The following is a 16,662-nucleotide window of genomic DNA, read 5'->3' on the forward strand; positions in this document are numbered from 1 at the left end:
AAAAAGCGAGAGAGAACATTATGTTATTCAAAAAGAAGCAGACTCAGGCCCTCGCAGAGGCAGCAGAATACGCCCAAGTGCACGGCAAAAGCCTGTGGAGCGACGCATGGCGGCGTTTTAAACAAAACAAAGCGGCGGTGTACAGCATTATTATCCTGTTGCTGATCAGTATTTTTGTGATTGTGGCACCATGGATTGTCCGCTACACCTACGACTTCACCGACTGGGACAATATGCAGATTCCGCCGTCCCTTTCTACTCATCACTATCTGGGTACGGACTTGCTCGGCCGTGATTTGCTGTCGCGTGCGGCAACCGGCGGACGTATTTCCTTGCTGGTCGGTGTGGCCGGCGCATTGGTGGCTGTTGTCATCGGTACGCTTTATGGCGCGATTGCCGGCTTTATCGGCGGTAAGCTCGATTCGCTGATGATGCGCTTTTTGGAAATTTTGAACGCGTTTCCGTTTATGTTTTTCGTCATTCTGCTGACCACATTCTTCGGCCGCAACTTGCTTTTGATTTTTGCCGCCGTGGGTTTGGTGTCTTGGCTGGACGTGGCGCGTATCGTGCGCGGCCAAACCTTGAGCTTGAAGCATAAAGAGTTTGTCGAAGCGGCACGTGTGAGCGGCGTGGCAAAACGTAAAATCGTAACGCGCCACATTATTCCGAATGTTTTGGGTGTGGTGATGGTGTATGCCTCTTTGCTGGTACCGGGCATGATTATGTTTGAATCCTTCTTGAGCTTCTTGGGCTTGGGTGTGCAAGAGCCGATGACCAGTTGGGGTTCGATGCTGCAAGAAGGCGCAATTTCGATGGAAGCCGCACCATGGCAGCTGCTCGTGCCGAGTTTCTTCTTGGTAACCACTTTGTTCTGTTTCAACTTTATCGGCGACGGCCTGCGCGATGCGCTCGACCCGAAAGACCGCTAAACCACAACCAAAAGGATAATCAAAATGACAAAACAGTTACTGGTTGTAGAAAATCTGGACATCAATTTTGAATTGCATGAAAAAAACGTGCACGCCGTGCGTAATGTCAGCTTTAAAGTGGCAGAGGGCGAAACATTGGCTTTGGTCGGCGAGTCCGGCTCGGGCAAGTCTGTAACATCTATGTCCGTTATGCGCCTGTTGCCTGAAAAGTTTGCCCGTTATGGCAAAGATTCGCGCATTACTTTTGACGGCATTTCCATTTTGGATGCCGATGAGAAAACCCTGCGTGATTTGCGCGGCAACCGCATCAGCGTGATTTTCCAAGAGCCGATGACCTCGCTCAATCCGTTTATGCGTATCGGTGCGCAACTGATTGAAGCGGCGCGTGTGCACAATAAAAAGCTCGGCCGCAAAGAAGCAGGGCTGAAGGCATTGGCATTGTTGGAGCGTGTGGGCATCAAAGAAGCCGAACGCCGCATGAAACAATATCCACACGAGTTTTCCGGCGGCCAGCTGCAACGCATCATGATTGCCATGGCACTCATTAATGAACCTGACCTGCTGATTGCCGACGAACCGACCACGGCTTTGGATGTAACCATTCAAGCCGAGATTCTCGATTTGCTCCACGATTTGCAACAGCAAATGGGCATGGCGATTATCTTCATTACCCACGATTTGGGTTTGGCGGAACACTATTCCAAAACCGTCTGCGTCATGCGCAACGGAGAAATTGTCGAGCGCGGCAAAATCAAAGAAGTTTTTGCCCATCCGAAGCACGAATATACCGCCGAACTCATCAATGCCATTCCCAAAGGCATGAAAGAGCCGGAAGAAAACAACGCCGGTGTGTTAATCGATGCCGATAATGTCAATGTTTCTTTCGTATTGAAGCAAAGCTTTTTTGGCAAGCCGCTCAAAACTTTCGACGCCGTCAAAGGCATCAGCCTCAAAATAAAAGAAGGGGAAACATTGGGCGTTGTCGGCGAGTCCGGTTCCGGAAAATCCACGCTGGGCAAAGCCGTCATGCAGATGCTGCCTTATACCGGCCATATCTTCTTTGAAGGCAAAGACCTGAAAAACTATACAGCCGAGGAAGCATGCCGTCTGAAATCGCAACGGCAAATTGTGTTCCAAGATCCGTTCGGTTCGCTTTCCCCACGCCTTACAGTTGGTGAAATTATTGGTGAAGGTTTGACGGTTCATCATCCTGAGATGACTAAAAAAGAACGTATCCAGCGCGTTTTGGAAGTCATGAAGGAAGTGTCCCTGCCGCTTGACGCGCTCAACCGTTATCCGCATGAATTCTCCGGCGGCCAGCGTCAGCGTATAGCTATTGCACGCGCCGTTATCCTGCGCCCGAAATTCATTCTTTTGGACGAGCCGACTTCTGCACTTGACCGTTCCGTACAATCCAAAGTAGTCGAGCTTTTGCGCGATTTGCAAAAGAAATACGGCCTGACTTATATGTTCATCAGTCATGATTTGTCTGTCGTGCGCGCCGTTAGCGATAATGTGATCGTGATGAAGCAGGGCGAAATGGTTGAGTACGGCAGCGCGGATCAGATTTTCCACCATCCGCAAAACGATTACACCAAACGTTTGATTAACGCCGCATTTGATTTGTAGAAAAGGAAAAGGCCGTCTGAAAAGAAATTTTCAGACGGCCTTTTTAAGCGGAGGCTTTTTTCATCTAATGAGCGATTGCTTATGCCTGTACGGCATCCAATGCCTGCGCCAAGTCGGCAAGCAAATCGTCGATATGCTCGATACCCACGCTCAGGCGTACCATGTCGGGGCTGACGCCTGCTGCGGCGAGTTCTGCATCGTCAAGCTGACGGTGGGTCGTTGTGGCAGGATGGGTAGCCAGCGATTTGGCATCGCCGATATTCACCAAACGCAGGAAGAGTTGCAGTGCGTCAATGAATTTCGCGCCGGCTTCACGACCGCCTTTAATACCAAAACTCAGCAAACCTGAGGCTTTTCCGCCGTAGTCGCGGTCAATCAAAGCTTTATACGGACTGTCAGGCAGTGCAGGATAGTTCACCCATTCGACCCGCGGATGTTTCTTTAAGAATTCGGCTACTTTTAGGGCGTTTTCGCAATGACGTTCCATACGCAGGGCGAGGGTTTCCAAACCTTGAAGCAGTAAAAATGCGCTGTGCGGAGACAGGGCGGCACCGGTATTACGCAATGGGACGACACGGGCACGGGCGATATAGGCTGCCGCACCAAAATGTTCGCAGTAGTTTACGCCGTGGTAAGACGGATCAGGCTGATTGAAGGTTTTTTCAAAACGCGGATTGCCTGCCCATTGGAATTTGCCGCCGTCGATAATGGCACCGCCAATCGTTGTGCCGTGGCCGCCGATGTATTTTGTCAGAGATTGGATAACAATGTCGGCTCCGTGTTCTATCGGGCGGAACAATGTAGGCGTAGCAACGGTGTTGTCCACCATTAGTGGTAGCCCTTGAGCGTGCGCGGCTTGGGCGAATGCTGGAATATCAACGACATTGATGGCAGGATTGCCGATAGATTCGCAATACACCAGTTTGGTGCGGCTGTCGGTATTGGCGGCGATTTCTTCGGGTTTGGCCGGATCGATAAAGCGTACTTCTATGCCTTGGCGCGGCAGGCTGTGAGCAAAGAAATTGTATGTGCCGCCGTAGAGGGTTTTGGTTGCAATGATGTTGTCGCCTGCTTCAGCCAAGGTTTGAACGGCATAGGTAATTGCCGCCATACCGCTGGCGACAGCCAATGCGGCGATACCGCCTTCCAAACGGGCAACGCGTTCTTCCAAAACGGCAGTGGTCGGATTCATCATACGGGTGTAGATATTGCCCGCTACATCAAGGTTGAACAAGTCTGCGCCGTGTTGCGTGTTGTCGAAAGTGTAGGAAGTGGTTTGGTAAATGGGGACAGCAGCGGATTTGGTAGTTGGTTCGGATTGATAGCCTGCATGCAGGGCAATGGTTTCCCGTTTCATTTAAATATCCTTGTAGCGATTAAATAATGATAAATAGAGGCCAGCAGATTCGGATTTGAAGGGCAAACTTTCCATAACGGAAAAGTTCGGTATGTAGCAGCATACAGCCTTTCCTATAAGAAAGATTACCCTGAGCGACACTCAACTGACCCAAGAAGAACGATATCACATTCAAGACCTGTCCTACCACCACACCATCATCGAATGACACCCCATCATAATGCCGTTTACCGCGACCTTCTCCAAGATAAAAGCAACGGCAGTACTCTTTGGCAACAGCTCAGAATATGCAGCAAACCCTACCGCAAATGATACGGCAGCACACGGCTCTGAGGCAAAATGCACGATCGCGTCGGCATAGGAAAAGCCCCACATGGTTGAGCAAAAATTCCGCATTGGTGATGGGTAGGCAGATACCATTGACGGCAAAGATTAGAAAAGCGGAGACCTTGGCAAAAATCCCTCAAATTCCTAAATGTCTGGGTAGGACTTTAGGGATTTGGGGGAGTTTTAAAGGTTTTAGGCCGTCTGAAACTGCGTTATAGAAAGTTTCAGACGGCCCTTGGGTATTCTTTGGATTTGAAAATAAAAAAAGACTTGAATCATCAAGTCTCGCATTTCATTTTTACTGGATAAAAAATATCAAGAATGGCGGAAGCGGTGAGATTCGAACTCACGGAGGGCTATCAACCCTCGACGGTTTTCAAGACCGTTGCATTAAACCGCTCTGCCACGCTTCCGTTCTTGAAGCCGTAATACTAATGGAACTTACGGCCTTTGCCAAGAGGTATTTTAGAAAAAATATCTAGGATTCTGTTTTTATTTAGATTGTTCTTTACGCATGAATACCCATTCGGCTTCGTTTGAAGCTGCTTCATTGAATGAATAGCCTTCGTAGTCGAAGTTTTTGAGCATTTCAGGCTCGGTAATGCCGTGTTCTGCCGCGTAGCGCACCATCAAACCGCGCGCACGCTTGGCGTAGAAGCTGATGATTTTGTATTTGCCGTTTTTCTCGTCTTTAAAAATCGGCGTAATCAGGCGTGCGTTGAGTTTTTTGGTGTTGACGGATTTGAAATATTCTTGTGAGGCGAGGTTGATTAAAACGTCGCTGCCTGCCTGCTTCAGCGTTTGGTTGAGCAGGTCGGTGATTTTATCGCCCCAAAATTCGTAGAGGTTTTTGCCGCGCGTGTTGGTAAAGGCTGTGCCCATTTCCAAGCGGTAGGGCTGCATCAAGTCGAGCGGGCGCAGTACGCCGTATAGGCCGGAGAGCAGACGGACGTGTTGTTGCAGGTAGTCGATTTGTTTCGGTTTGAGCGTATCGGCGGCGATGCCTTCATAGACGTCGCCGTTGAACATAAATACAGCCTGTTTGGCGTTTTCAGGCGTAAACGGCGTGTGCCATACGGCATTGCGTTCGGCGTTGAGCAGGGCGATTTTGTCGGAAACATGCATCAGCTCGGCGATTTGTTGAGGGGCAAGTTTGCGTAATTCCTGCATCAGGATTTCCGCTTCGGGCAGAAGGTCGGGCTGGGTAAAGCTGCTGACGGGGGAGGGGTCTTTTTCGTTGAGGTTTTTGGCTGGGGATAAGACAAAAAACATAATAATTTCGGCTTTGAAATGAATAATGTGTGGGATTGTAGGTTTAAAATCGGGGAAGAACAAGACGGGCTAAACGCATTAATTGAATGCTTTTATTGAAACGTATTTCTGTTGAAAGTAAAATTCGAAGCTTCCACCTGTTTCTGACATTTCTACTTGAGGAGAATATTATGTCTAAAACCATTATCCATACCGACAAAGCCCCTGCCGCAATTGGCGCATACAGCCAAGCAGTCCGCGCAGGCGATACGGTTTATATGAGCGGCCAGATTCCTTTGGATCCGGCCACGATGACTGTGGTCGGTAATGGCGACTTCCGCACCGAAGCAGTGCAAGTATTTAAAAACCTGCAGGCCGTAGCCGAAGCGGCCGGCGGTTCTTTAAACGATATCGTCAAACTCAATGCTTATTTGACCGATTTGGCCAACTTTGCCGTGTTTAATGAAGTGATGGCTGAATTTATTGCACAACCTTTCCCTGCGCGTGCAGCGGTTGGCGTGGCCAGCCTGCCTAAAGGCGTTCAGGTTGAAGCGGAAGCAGTATTGGTTTTAAACGCATAATTGATGTTTCAGACGGCCTGGGCTGGGCTTGAGGCCGTCTGAAAAGAATAACAACGGAAAACAATAATAATGGCACATTACGCAATCGGAGACATTCAAGGCTGCTTTGACGAGTTGACTTTGCTGCTTGCCAAAATCGGCTTTAATCATGGTACGGACACCCTTTGGCTGGTCGGCGATATTGTCAATCGCGGCCCGAAGTCATTGGAAACCCTGAAATTTGCCAAAGAGCACGACAGCAGTGTGCAAATGGTTTTGGGTAATCATGACTTGCATCTTTTGGCCGTCGGTTGCGGTGAAGGAACGCTCAAGCGCAGCGATACGGTTGAGCCGATTTTGACACATCCCGAGAGTCAATCCCTATTGGACTGGCTGCGTCATCAACCGCTTTTGGTGCGCGCCAACAGGCATGTGATGGTGCATGCCGGTATTTTGCCACAATGGTCGGTTGATAAGGCCGAAAGCCTTGCCCGTGAAGCCGAGGCTGAATTGCAAGGTAAAAAATACAGGAAATTTTTTGGCAAAATGTACGGCAACAAGCCGACTGCGTGGACGGATGATTTGACCGGCTACGAGCGCCTGCGGATGATTGTCAATGTCTTTACCCGTATGCGTGCGTTGACGTACAAAGGCGAATTGGATTACGAATATAAATCCACTTTGAAGAAGATGCCGCTTTACCTGCGCCCTTGGTTTAAAGCGCCTGATAGGCAGAATTTGGATTATATTACCGTGTTTGGGCATTGGTCGTCGTTGGGCTACGTTAATACAGACCAAGTAATTGCTTTGGATACCGGCGCGTTGTGGGGCGGAGAGCTGACAGCGGTCAATTTGGATACCAACGAAGTAATACAGGTACCGTCATTGGGCGGATTGGACTGGAAAACGGCATTAAAATAGTTTGGATAAGATAAAAGGCCGTCTGAAATGTTTCAGACGGCCTTTTTGTATTGGTTAATCCAAAGAAGGAAGGAGTTTTCCCGGATTCATAATGCCGTAAGGGTCAAGCTGATTTTTGATGGCATGCATCAGAGCAAGTTCGGCCTGTGTACGCACTCGGGGCAGCCAATGTTTTTTGATGATGCCTACGCCGTGTTCGGCGGCAATCGTGCCGTGGCAGGCAAGGATGTTTTCATAAACAATGGTATTGACGGCGTCTTCGTATTGGTAGGCTTCGTTGCTCAATACGTTGGGGAGGAATGTATTGTAATGCAGGCTGCCGTCGCCCAAATGTCCGAAGCAGACAATTTGTATGCCGGGAAAACGGATTTCCAGGGCAGGAGCGCATTGGCGGACAAAGGCGGCCACTTGGGCGATAGGGACGGCGATGTCGTGTTTGATGCTGGTACCGAGTTTGCGTTGGGAAGCGGAAATATTTTCACGCAAGGTCCATAAGTCGGAGCGCTCTTGCTCGGATTGCGCCAAGATACTGTTTTCCCAGCCGTTTTGATAGAGAAATTCGGCAAGTTTTTCATCCAGTCCGGCCTCGGGAAGGGAATCTGCAAGTTCAATCAAAATATGCCATTCCGCATCGGCAGGCTTTTTGAGTTGGCTGAATTCTGAAGATAAATCGAGGGCAAAGCGGCTGATCAGCTCGAAGCTGGTCAAGCGCTCGGCAAAATGACCTTGCACAGCAGTTAAAAGCGAGACGGCGGATTCAATATCGTCTAAACCTACCCATGCGGTCGCTTTGGTTTTGGGCTGGGCAAAGAGTTTGAGTGTGGCGGCGGTAATGATGCCCAATGTTCCTTCGCTGCCGATAAAAAGATGGCGCAAGTCGTAGCCGGTCGTGTTTTTGTGCAGGGGCTGAAGGTGGGAAACCAGTTCGCCGTTTGGTAAAACGACTTCCAAACCCAATACCAAATCACGCATGCTGCCATAACGCAAGACATTCAAACCGCCGGCATTACAGGCGATATTGCCGCCGATTTGGCAAGAGCCTTCGCTGGCCAGGCTGAGCGGAAACAGTCGTCCGACTTCGGCTGCCGCCTTTTGAGCATTTTGCAAAATCACGCCTGCTTCAACCGTCATGCTGTTGTCGGCAAGGTTGATATCGCGGATACGGTTGAGCTTGGAGAGATTGAGCAGTACGCCTTCGCTGGTTACCGTTGCGCCGCATAATCCGGTATTGCCGCCTTGCGGGGTTACGCGGATGCGGTTTTCAAAACAGAAACGCATGATTTTCTGCACACTTTCGACAGAGTTCGGCTGTAAGACAATATCCGGCGAAGAAACAAAACGACGGCGTTGGTCGTTTAACAAGGCCGGAGTGGCTTCGATGATTTCAGAGGCGGAAAGAAACTCAGCAAAACGGTCGTGAAGGTGCATGGCAGTCAGGCGGAAAAGTTGGGAAGTGGAGTGTGAAGAATGTAAAAAAGCAGGATACGCAATGGTATCCTGCCTTTCTTATATTCAAAAGAATATTATTTAGCAGCTTCAGAAGCGGCAGACGCAGCGGCTTCAGCAGCAGAAGCAGCAGCTTCAGTAGCAGAAGCAGCGGCTTCAGAAGCAGATGCAGCAGCTTCAGTAGCAGCAGCTTCGGTAGCTTCAGCAGCAGATGCAGCAGCTTCAGTAGCAGAAGCAGCGGCTTCAGAAGCAGCAGATGCGGCAGAAGCAGCAGTTTCAGCAGCTTTATCAGCACCGCCACAAGCGGCCAAAGCTAAAGACAACAAAGCAGCAGCGAACAGAGATTTTTTCATTTTTGAGGACCTTTTTTAAATCGATTTAAACTAAAAATAGCCGTCAAACGGCCTGTACAGTAGAAATTCATTGCTGAATTTTTCGTTATTATGCCCCACGGGGTTGGTCAATGCAACGTTGCTTAACCGTTTGCATACTAAAATCAATACAAAATTAGCGAAAATAATGTAAATCAGGGGAGTAGGTAAAAAATAATCTAAAAATATTCATAATTAATGAAAATTTTAAAAATCATTTTTATTCAATAGCTTGATTATTTTTAACTGTTGTTGGATTTAAGGGTTTGGAATGTTTTTGCGTTTGGGGATTTTTTTGTAATTTAGCAACTTTGTGTTGTGAAAAAGCAACTTTTATGGATTGGAATCATTCAATTTTGTTTTTTATATGGACTTTTTCGGTTTTGTTGTGTTCACCAAAAGTATTTGTTTAAGGTAAACCGATTGTTTAGTTACAGCTGTGATAGAATAGCCTGAACCTGACTTTTAAATATTGATTAAGGACGACATGATGTCTATTGTTAAAAATTCCGTAGTTTCCCTGCATTATGAAATGTATGATGCAAACAACCAGTTGTTGGACAAAACCGAAGAGCCGATTGCTTACTTGCATGGCGGTTATGACGGTATTTTCCCTTTGGTGGAAGAAGCGTTGCACGGCAAAAATGTAGGCGATACCGTCGAAGTGGCTTTGTCGCCTGATGATGCTTTCGGCGAACAAGATCCTGAGCTGGTGCGCATTGAAGATGTCAGCGTGTTCCCTGTTGAAGTTGAAGTCGGCATGATGTTTGAAGCCGATGATCCGGAAACCGGCGATGTATTGATTTATCGTGTAACCGATGTTGCCGACGGCAAAGCCGTGGTGGACGGCAACCATCCTTTGGCCGGTATGAAAGTATTGTTCAAAGCGACTGTTGAGGGCGTGCGCGATGCGACTGAGGAAGAAATTGCCCACGGTCACGTACACGGTCCGCACGGTCATCACCACCACTAATCAGGCTTGAAGCATGATAAAGGCCGTCTGAAAAGGAATGTAACCTTCCTTTTCAGACGGCCTTTAAGTTTTTACAAGACAGATAAATAGGAAATTTTGGCGCAGGTCAAATCAAACAGGGAAATATGGATTTTGTTAGAGACTACAATGAATTACATGTAACGGTGCGACAAGATCTGTATTAAGATTCAGATATTGGTAAAACAGGCAGAATGCAATGAGTGAGACATTGGAGCAGCAGGCTCTAGAGGCCGGTATTGATTTAGGCTACCACGACATCAACGGTACATATCATGCGACCAAACCTGAGGTTTTGGAATCGATCGTTGCTGTTTTGGACAAAAGCAAACCGGATTCAGACGGCCTTTATCTGAATACGATGGTCGCGCATGAAAACGGTGAAGAATCTTTACAGATGCCGTCTGAATTTCATGGTGCAGAAGCGGTCGTATTGAGTGATGAGGCGGATGAGTGCCAGAACTTGACTTTATATCCGGGCGACAACGATACGCTTTGGATTAAGCTGCCCCAACTGGCTTGCGGTTATTACACCTTGTCGGCCGAGACCGGCGGCAAATGTCGCCTTGTGCGCCTGATTGTTGCGCCTGAATCGGTTTATCAGCCTAAACTGCTTGCCAATGGCGGTCGGATGAATGGTTTGACCATGCATTTGTACAGCCTACGTTCCGAGCGCAACTGGGGCATAGGCGACTTTACCGATTTGCTGAACCTGATGAAATATGCAGCAGAGAAAAAGCTGGATTTTGTCGGTATCAATCCTTTGCATGCCTTGTTTACCAGCAAACCTGCCTTTGCCAGCCCGTATAGCCCTTCTTCGCGCGAATGGCTCAATCCCATTTATTTGGATATCGAAAAAGTCGGTGCGTTTACTTATAACGAGCAACTGAAAAACTGGCTGGCACAACCGAAAATCCGTCAGCGCATTGCCGCTTTGCGTGTTACGGAAACGGTGACTTATACGGCGGTTTGGGCATGCAAGCGTGATGCGTTGCACATGGCGTTCAACGCTTTTGAACAGGATACTTGCGAAGCTGCAGAAAATGAACGCGCTGCATTTGAAGCATTTGTTGCGGACAAAGGCGAGGCTTTGCAGGGCTTCGGTTTGTTTGAGGCTTTGGGCCAGTATTACAGCCGTCCCGGACAAGTGGGTTGGCAGTCATGGCCGTCTGAATTTCATCAACCTGATAGCGAAGCAGTAGAAAAATTTGCGCGCAGTCATGAGCGTGAAATCCGTTTTTATATGTGGCTGCAATGGCTTTGTGCGGAGCAGTTGCGCGAAGTCAACCAAGCCGCTGCCGAATACGGTGTCAAACTCGGCATTTACGGCGATTTGGCGGTTGGCGTGGCGCGAGGCAGCGCGGATACTTGGTTAAACCGTCAAGATTATTGTATGGACTTGTCAGTCGGCGCGCCGCCCGATCCTTTGGGGCCGACAGGGCAGAATTGGGATTTGCCGCCGCTTAATCCGTTGATGTTGAAGCATACGGGCTATGAAAAGTTTGCCCATCTGTTGCGCGAAAACATGCGCCTGTATGGCGTATTGCGGATTGACCATGTGATGGCATTGTGTCGTTTGTGGTGGGTTTTAAACGATAAAACAGCAGATTTCGGCGCGTATGTGCATTACGATGCCGAAGTGATGTTTGCTATTTTGGCGTTGGAAAGCCGGCGCAACCGTTGCGTCATCATCGGCGAGGATTTGGGTACGGTACCGGACGAAGCCCGCCATCTGCTCAACCGCTATCAGGTTTTCTCTTACAAAGTAATGTATTTCAGCAAGGGCTGGAACGGTTTCCAATTGCCGGAAGAATACCCCGAGCAGGCGATTACGGTCATCAGTACCCACGATGTTGCGCCCTTGGCGGGCTATTGGACAGGCAAAGATTTGGATACGATGTTCAAACTCGGTACTTTGCATGATGCAGCCGCTTTTCAGACGGCTTTGGATGAGCGCGAACACGATAAAGCCGATTTGCTGGATAAATTGAAATATACCGGCTGTCTGGGTGCAGACGTACAAATGCCGGCAAAAGCCGATGAAACCTTGCTGGCGGCTTTGCACAAATACGGCGCATTGAGCCGCAGCAAGCTTTACGCCGTACAACTGGAAAACCTGCTGGGCGTCATTGACAATCTGAATGTCCCGGGTGTAACCAAAGGCTATCTGAACTGGGCGCAAAAAATGCCGGTTTCTTTGGAAGATTTCCTACAACACCGCCTCATGGGCGGCCAACTTGCCATTATTGACGAGGTACGCATGAAAACAAACAGCCAAATCAAGACTTATCATGAACTTGACCAAATCGAGCGCGATACGGTCGAAAGCCTGTTTCTTGCCACCCATAGCGATGTGTTCGCTTATTTGGGACGACACCGCCTTGCAGAGGGCGATGAAGTGGTACGCGTTTTGATTCCCGGCGCAGTAAGCGTGGATATCGTGAACCGCCGCAGCGGCGAACTCATTGTGCCGTCTGAAAAAATTGATGAACGCGGTTTCTTTGTGGCTGTTTTGCCCGATGATGCGCCCGATTACGCTTTGAGTATCCGTTATGCCGAAGACTCCGAGCCTGTAATTGAAGAAGACCCTTATCATTTCAGCTCTGCGTTGCAAGACATGGATTCTTGGCTGTTGGCCGAAGGCAAACACCTGCGTCCTTATGAGACTTTAGGCGCGCATTTTGCCGAGTTGGATGGCGTAAAAGGCGTACGCTTTGCCGTCTGGGCGCCAAATGCGCAACGTGTTTCCGTCATCGGCGAGTTCAACAACTGGGACGGCCGCCGCCATGTGATGCGTTTTCACCGCGACAACGGCATTTGGGACATCTTCATTCCTGCTGTCAAACTCAATGCCCTCTACAAATTTGAAATCCGCGATGCCAACGGCGATGTGCGCGAAAAAGCCGACCCGTATGCTTTTGGTGCGGAACTACGCCCGACCACGGCATCTATCGTGCGCGGTTTGCCTGACGAAGTCGAAGAACCGGCCTTCCAAGCCCGTGCCAACGCCATTGATGCACCGATCAGCATTTATGAAGTGCATTTGGGTTCGTGGAAGCGCAATCCGGAAAACAATTTCTGGTTGACTTACGAAGAGCTCGCCAAAGAATTGGTCGCATACGTCAAAGACATGGGCTTTACCCATATCGAGTTCCTGCCTGTTTCCGAATATCCGTTTGACGGCTCATGGGGCTATCAGGCAACCGGTTTGTATGCGCCGACCAGCCGTTTTGGTTCTCCGGAAGACTTGCGCGCATTGATTAAAGCCGCACACGACGAGGGTATCAGCGTTATCCTCGACTGGGTAGTCGGCCATTTCCCAACCGATGATCACGGCCTGGCCAAGTTTGACGGAACCGCGCTGTACGAACACGCCGATCCGCGCGAAGGCTACCACCAAGACTGGAACACTTTGATTTACAACTTCGGCAGAAATGAAGTGAAAAACTTCCTGCAAGGCAACGCCCTGTATTGGATAGAACGTTTTGGCTTTGACGGTATCCGCGTTGACGCGGTGGCTTCGATGATTTACCGCAACTATTCACGCAAAGACGGCGAGTGGATTCCGAACCAATACGGCGGCCATGAAAACCTTGAAGCCATCGCTTTCCTGCGCGATACCAACACCATGTTGAAAGAGGAAGTTCCGGCTGCGACTGAAATCGCCGAAGAATCTACATCATTCGCCAACGTCACCCGTCAAGAAGGTTTGAACTTCAGCTTCAAATGGAATATGGGCTGGATGAACGATACTTTGCGTTACATGATGGAAGACCCCATCAACCGCAAATATCACCACAACAAAATGACCTTCGGCATGATGTACCAATACAGCGAAAACTTTGTGCTGCCACTTTCACACGATGAAGTTGTGCACGGCAAACGTTCGCTGCTCGGACGTATGCCCGGTGACTGCTGGCAGCAATTCGCCAACCTGCGCGCCTACTACGGCTTTATGTACGGCTTTCCCGGCAAAAAACTCTTGTTTATGGGCAACGAGTTTGCACAAGGCCGCGAGTGGAACTACAACGAAGGACTGGATTGGTTCCTGCTCGACCAAGAAGGCGGCTGGCACAAAGGCGTACAAGACTTTGTGCGCGAGTTGAACCATGTCTATAAAGACACTGCGCCGCTTTACCAATTAGACCAATGGCCTGAAGGCTTTGAGTGGCTGGTTGCCGATGACGGCGACAATTCCGTATTCGTTTTCGAGCGCCGCGACCGCGAAGGCAACCGCGTTATCGTCATCAGCAACTTCACACCAGTAGTACGCGAAGGCTACCGTTTCGGCGTGAACTCTGCCGGCGAATACCGCGAAATCCTCAATTCAGACGACCTGCATTACAAAGGTAGCGGCGTTTCTGCTGGCGCAACGGTGGAGACAGAAGAAGTTTGGTCGCATGGCAAACCAAATTCCCTGTCTGTTACCGTACCGCCGTTGGCAACCGTGTACCTGTATCAGGCGGCAGTCAAAGAAGAAGCGTAAATCAACTTTGAGGGTGGGCATCATGCTTGCCTAAACAGCTGAAAATTAAAAGATAGTGGTATCAATATGACTCAAGGCCGTCTGAAAGATTTTCAGACGGCCTTATATTGGACACGAAACCAAATACATACCAAGGAATCATTCTATGACTGCCAAATCATGGCATATCGAGGAAGGCAAGCCTTATCCCATGGGCGCGACCCTGACGAGCAAGGGCGCGAATTTCACCTTGTTTTCCATCAATGCCGAAAAGGTCGAATTGTGTCTGTTTGATAAGGATAAAGAAACCCGTTTGGAGATGCCTTCGCGGCGCGGTTCGGTATTTTACGGATTTGTGCCGGACGTTAAGGCAGGGCAGCGATACGGTTTTCGCGTGTATGGACGTGAAAACGCAGAATACGGCTCATGTTTTAATCCCAACAAATTGCTGATTGACCCGTATTCCAAAAAAATTGACGGCAAACCAAGCTACCGTACCGCCGAAGAAATGGCATGGTTCAGGCCGGAAGATGAACGCGACAATGCCGCCGTTGCGCCGAAAAGCGTCGTGATCGGACGCAGCCGATTTAATTGGGCCAAAGATTGCCGTCCGGAAATACCGTGGGGCAAAACCGTTATTTATGAAGCCCATGTCAAAGGGTTTACCAAGCAGTTCCCCGATTTGAAGTACGCAGGCACTTATAAAGCCTTGAGTGATAAACGGGTTTTGGCCTATTTGCAAGAATTGGGGGTGACGACGGTCGAGCTGCTGCCGATTCATTATCATCTGGACGAATACCATCTTCAGCAGATGGGCTTGAGCAATTATTGGGGCTACAACACTTATTCCCACTTTGCCGTCGAGCCGTCTTATGCCGATAATCCCGAGCGTGCGACGGCGGAGTTTAAACAAGCGGTCAAAGCCCTGCATCAGGCAGGTTTGGAAGTGATTTTAGATGTCGTGTACAACCACACGGCAGAGCAGGACGACAAAGGACCGATGCTGTGTCAGCGCGGTATCGACAACACCTTATGGTATTGGCACACCCCTTACGGCAATTATGAAAACTGGTCGGGTTGCGGCAATACGCTCAATATTGTCCGGCGCGACGTTACCCGTTGGGCGGCAGACAGCTTGCGCTATTGGGCCGAAGAGTTTCATGTCGACGGCTTTCGTTTCGACTTGGGAACCGTATTGGGACGCGAACCCGATTTCCAATCGTATGGCCGTTTTTTCCAAGTCCTGTATCAAGACCCGGTTTTGGCCGGCTTGAAACTGATTGTCGAAGCATGGGACATCGGCGAGGGCGGCTATCACTTGGGCAATTTCCCTCAACCTTTTGCCGAATGGAACGGCCGTTTCCGCGATGATATGCGCGCGTTTTGGTCATGGGAAAGTGGCAATTTGGGCGCATTTGCCGAACGTTTGGCCGGGTCGTCCGATATTTTCAACCACAGCGGCCGCCACCCGTCTGCCAGTATCAACTTCATCACTGCACACGACGGCTTCACTCTGCGCGATTTGGTCAGCTACAACGAGAAACACAACGAAGCGAACGGCGAAAACAACCGCGACGGGCATAATGAAAACATCAGCTACAACCACGGCGTAGAAGGCGAAACTGATGATGAAGAAGTTTTGCTCAACCGCGAATACACTTCCAAAGCGCTGCTTGCCTCCTTATTTTTATCCAACGGTACGCCCATGCTTTTGGCCGGCGATGAGTTTGGCAACAGTCAGCACGGCAACAACAACAGCTACTGCCAAGATAATCCGATTACATGGTTGGATTGGCAAAATGAGTCCCATATGTTGCAGAATTACACTCAAGAGCTGATACGCGTCCGAAGTCAAATCAAGTTGCTGACAGATGATTGCTGGTGGGAAAAAGAGCGTGTGCAATGGCTCAATGCTGATGGCAGCCCGATGACGGAATATTGTTGGCACAACAGGGGCAGCAAGGCGATTCAGATTGTTTTGGACGATAAATGGCTGCTGTTGGTCAATGCCAAACGTAGTCGTCAGTTATTTAACCTGCCTCAAGGCAATTGGGAAATTTCTTGCGTACCATCTGAGAAATTTAATTACGAAGAATCAGGAAAATGTGTTGTTGAGCATATGGGGATTTGGATTTTACATAAAACAAATTAAATGAGAATTAAACTATTGATTGATTAACTCTTTGATATTTTGTCGATATTTGTTCATTTTTAGCTTGGTAGTATAAATTGAAAATGCCGATAAGATGATGAATGGTTTAATTGTTAATTGAATGTTTTATAAAGAAAAATATATCCTTTTTTTTGAATCTTTCCGCTATAATCTCCTTAGTTTGTAACAAATCTACGCACCATTCCTTTCAGACGGCCTGTTGCCGTTGTCAGGCCGTCTGAAAACCGAGTTTCGTTGTTTTT

The 16,662-nt window shown here is 49.0% G+C and carries 11 protein-coding genes, 1 tRNA gene and 1 pseudogene; 8 read left to right on the top strand and 5 right to left on the bottom strand.

Annotated elements, in window-relative coordinates:
• Positions 1–20: 20 nt before the first annotated feature.
• On the top strand, positions 21–929 hold the full coding sequence (gene oppC, locus ACTHTU_RS04030; protein WP_049335539.1) for an oligopeptide ABC transporter permease OppC: 909 nt from the start codon (positions 21–23) through the stop codon (positions 927–929).
• Between the two features lie 24 nt (positions 930–953).
• Complete coding sequence (locus ACTHTU_RS04035) at positions 954–2,558, top strand: ABC transporter ATP-binding protein (RefSeq protein ID WP_049335541.1); 1,605 nt, start codon at positions 954–956, stop codon at positions 2,556–2,558.
• Positions 2,559–2,637: 79 nt separating this feature from the next.
• Here ACTHTU_RS04035 and ACTHTU_RS04040 read toward each other — a convergent pair whose 3' ends face one another.
• Positions 2,638–3,915, bottom strand: coding sequence for an O-acetylhomoserine aminocarboxypropyltransferase/cysteine synthase family protein (locus ACTHTU_RS04040; protein WP_049335542.1), 1,278 nt, complete (start codon positions 3,913–3,915; stop codon positions 2,638–2,640).
• Positions 3,916–4,110: 195 nt separating this feature from the next.
• On the opposite strand from ACTHTU_RS04040, the pseudogene ACTHTU_RS04045 reads away from it, so the two are divergent.
• Positions 4,111–4,321, top strand: a pseudogene (locus ACTHTU_RS04045) (IS30 family transposase); the annotation flags it as partial.
• A gap of 243 nt (positions 4,322–4,564) precedes the next feature.
• On the opposite strand, the gene ACTHTU_RS04050 reads toward ACTHTU_RS04045, so the two are convergent.
• A tRNA-Ser gene (locus ACTHTU_RS04050) sits at positions 4,565–4,655 on the bottom strand.
• A gap of 79 nt (positions 4,656–4,734) precedes the next feature.
• On the bottom strand, positions 4,735–5,514 hold the full coding sequence (gene yaaA / locus ACTHTU_RS04055; RefSeq protein WP_440361824.1) for a peroxide stress protein YaaA: 780 nt from the start codon (positions 5,512–5,514) through the stop codon (positions 4,735–4,737).
• Positions 5,515–5,684: 170 nt separating this feature from the next.
• Here yaaA and ACTHTU_RS04060 point away from each other — a divergent pair, with 170 nt between their 5' ends.
• Positions 5,685–6,074 carry a RidA family protein gene (locus ACTHTU_RS04060; RefSeq protein WP_440361825.1) on the top strand — a complete coding sequence of 130 codons (390 nt, stop codon included), beginning with the start codon at positions 5,685–5,687 and terminating at the stop codon, positions 6,072–6,074.
• Positions 6,075–6,143: 69 nt separating this feature from the next.
• Positions 6,144–6,974, top strand: a complete 831-nt coding sequence (locus ACTHTU_RS04065) for a symmetrical bis(5'-nucleosyl)-tetraphosphatase (RefSeq protein ID WP_440361826.1) — start codon at positions 6,144–6,146, stop codon at positions 6,972–6,974.
• Between the two features lie 54 nt (positions 6,975–7,028).
• Here the strand turns inward: ACTHTU_RS04065 and ACTHTU_RS04070 are convergent, their stop codons facing one another.
• Both ACTHTU_RS04070 and ACTHTU_RS04075 read right to left on the bottom strand, forming a co-directional pair.
• Positions 7,029–8,402 (bottom strand): FAD-binding oxidoreductase, encoded by a 1,374-nt coding sequence (locus ACTHTU_RS04070; RefSeq protein ID WP_440361827.1) that lies wholly within the window; start codon positions 8,400–8,402, stop codon positions 7,029–7,031.
• 95 nt (positions 8,403–8,497) lie between these two features.
• Positions 8,498–8,773, bottom strand: coding sequence for a hypothetical protein (locus ACTHTU_RS04075; protein WP_440361828.1), 276 nt, complete (start codon positions 8,771–8,773; stop codon positions 8,498–8,500).
• A 508-nt stretch (positions 8,774–9,281) separates the two neighbouring features.
• Between ACTHTU_RS04075 and ACTHTU_RS04080 the strand changes: the two genes are divergently transcribed.
• The 3 genes from ACTHTU_RS04080 (at position 9,282) to glgX (ending at position 16,399) form a co-directional block, all read left to right on the top strand.
• Positions 9,282–9,764, top strand: coding sequence for an FKBP-type peptidyl-prolyl cis-trans isomerase (locus tag ACTHTU_RS04080; RefSeq protein WP_003683125.1), 483 nt, complete (start codon positions 9,282–9,284; stop codon positions 9,762–9,764).
• A 217-nt stretch (positions 9,765–9,981) separates the two neighbouring features.
• The gene (gene glgB, locus ACTHTU_RS04085; protein ID WP_440361829.1) at positions 9,982–14,268 is read left to right on the top strand and encodes a 1,4-alpha-glucan branching protein GlgB; all 4,287 of its coding nucleotides are present in this window, start codon (positions 9,982–9,984) and stop codon (positions 14,266–14,268) included.
• 145 nt (positions 14,269–14,413) lie between these two features.
• Entirely contained in the window at positions 14,414–16,399 is a 1,986-nt protein-coding gene (gene glgX / locus ACTHTU_RS04090; protein ID WP_440361830.1) for a glycogen debranching protein GlgX, read from the top strand.
• The last annotated feature ends 263 nt before the right edge of the window (positions 16,400–16,662 follow it).

This window comes from Neisseria sp. P0020.S005, from assembly GCF_051957055.1.
Classification (GTDB): domain Bacteria; phylum Pseudomonadota; class Gammaproteobacteria; order Burkholderiales; family Neisseriaceae; genus Neisseria; species Neisseria subflava_A.